The sequence below is a fragment of the Lunatibacter salilacus genome, from assembly GCF_009797935.1.
In the GTDB taxonomy this organism is placed as follows: Bacteria; Bacteroidota; Bacteroidia; order Cytophagales; family Cyclobacteriaceae; genus Lunatibacter; species Lunatibacter salilacus.
Genome location: NZ_VOLC01000044.1, coordinates 1 through 2,020 on the forward strand (window position 1 = coordinate 1; position 2,020 = coordinate 2,020).

The following is a 2,020-nucleotide window of genomic DNA, read 5'->3' on the forward strand; positions in this document are numbered from 1 at the left end:
CACGGGCAACCTCGTCGGCAAGGGCTCCGCTGCCTTCCGCCGCTGATGCGTTGACGAAGGTTCTCACTGCCAGTTCTGTCGGGAACCTGGTGTTCGTGGCGTCCGAAAGGGTTATATCGGTGGACTTGTTGGCGGAATCCTCCTTGAGGGCGATGGCTGTTTCCGCGGCCATTTTGTTGGCGTCCACATTGCCCTGCACCGTACCGATATTGTCCTGCAAAACTCCTTCCGCGGCAGTCGCACGGGCTGTCTCGGCTAAAAGATCCGTGGTTAACGTAGTTTCGGCGGCAATCGCCCGGGTTGTTTCGGCAGAAAGATCTGCGTTTAGCTTGTCCTCTGCGGAAGTTGCACGGATTGTTTCGGCTAAAAGATCCGTGGTTAACGTAGTTTCGGCAGCAATTGCTCTGTCCGTTTCAGCGGAAAGATCTGTGGTTAACGTATTTTCCGCTTCCATTGCCCTGTCCGTTTCAGCTTCCAAGTCCAGGGCCAGCTTTTCTTCGGCCGTTGTGGCACGGGTAACCTCGTCGGCAAGGGCCCCGCTGCCTTCCGCCGCTGATGCGTTGACAAAGGTTCGCACCGCAAGTTCGGTCGGGAACTTGGTGTTGGTGGCGTCCGAAAGGGTTATATCGGTGGACTTGTTGGCGGAATCCTCCTTGAGGGCGATGGCAGTTTCAGCGGCCGTTTTGTTGGCGTCAATATTGTCCTGCAAAACTCCTTCCGCGGCAGTCGCCCGCGCTGTTTCAGCTATAAGGTCTGTGGATAAGATATTTTCGGCATCCGTTGCACGGGTAGTTTCGGCAATGAGATCAACGTTTAACCTTTCCTCCGCAGCGGTCGCCCGGGCTGTTTCGGCTAAAATGTCTGTAGATAGGATGCTTTCCGCATCCATTGCCCGGGTAGTTTCAGCAATAAGATCGGCGTTTAGCTTATCCTCCGCGGTAGTTGCCCGGGTTGTTTCAGCGGCAAGGTCTCCAAATAGTGTAGTTTCCGCATCAATTGCCCTGTTCGTTTCAGCTTCCAGATCTGTGGCCAATTTTTCTTCGGCAGCCGTGGCTCGGGAAACCTCGTCGGCAAGGGCTCCGCTGCCTTCCGCCGCTGATGCGTTGACAAAGGTTCGCACCGCAAGTTCGGTCGGGAACTTGGTGTTGGTGGCGTCAGAAAGGGTGATGTCGGTGGACTTGTTGGCGGCATCCTCTTTTAGGGCGATGGCAGTTTCAGCGGCCGTTTTGTTGGCGTCCACATTGTCCTGTACCGTTTCGATATTGACTTGCAAAACTCCTTCCGCGGAAGTCGCGCGGGCTGTCTCGGCTAAAAGATCCGTGGTTAACGTAGTTTCGGAAGCAATTGCCCGGGCTGTTTCGGCAGTAAGATCTGCGTTTAGCTTGTCCTCTGCGGCAGTCGCACGGGCTGTCTCGGCTAAAAGATCTGTGGTTAACGTAGTTTCGGCGGCAATTGCTCTGTCCGTTTCAGCGGAAAGTTCTTCGGATAGTGTAGATTCGGCATCAATTGCACGGGCTGTTTCGGCTTCAAGGTCTGTGGCCAGCTTTTCTTCGGCAGCCGAGGCACGGGCAACCTCACCGGCAAGGGCTCCGCTGCCTTCCGCCGCTGATGCGTTGACGAAGGTTCTCACTGCCAGTTCTGTCGGGAACCTGGTGTTCGTGGCGTCCGAAAGGGTTATATCGGTGGACTTGTTGGCGGAATCCTCCTTGAGGGCGATGGCAGTTTCAGCGGCCGTTTTGTTGGCGTCCACATTGTCCTGTACCGTTTCGATATTGACTTGCAATACTCCTTCCGCGGAAGTCGCACGGGCTGTCTCGGCTAAAATGTCTGTGGTTAACGTAGTTTCGGCGGCAATTGCTCTGTCCGTTTCAGCGGAAAGTTCTTCGGATAGTGTAGATTCGGCATCAATTGCACGGGCTGTTTCGGCTTCAAGGTCTGCCGCCAGTTTTTCTTCGGCCGCAATGGCACGGGCAACCTCGTCGGCAAGGGCTCCGCTGCCTTCCGCCGCTGATGCGTTGAC

Annotated in this window: 1 protein-coding gene; it reads right to left on the reverse strand. The window is 55.6% G+C overall.

What is annotated here, in order from left to right; genetic code table 11:
- Nucleotides 1-2,020: coiled-coil domain-containing protein (locus tag FQ608_RS27040; protein WP_158861635.1), on the reverse strand; the 2,020-nt coding region annotated here is incomplete at both ends.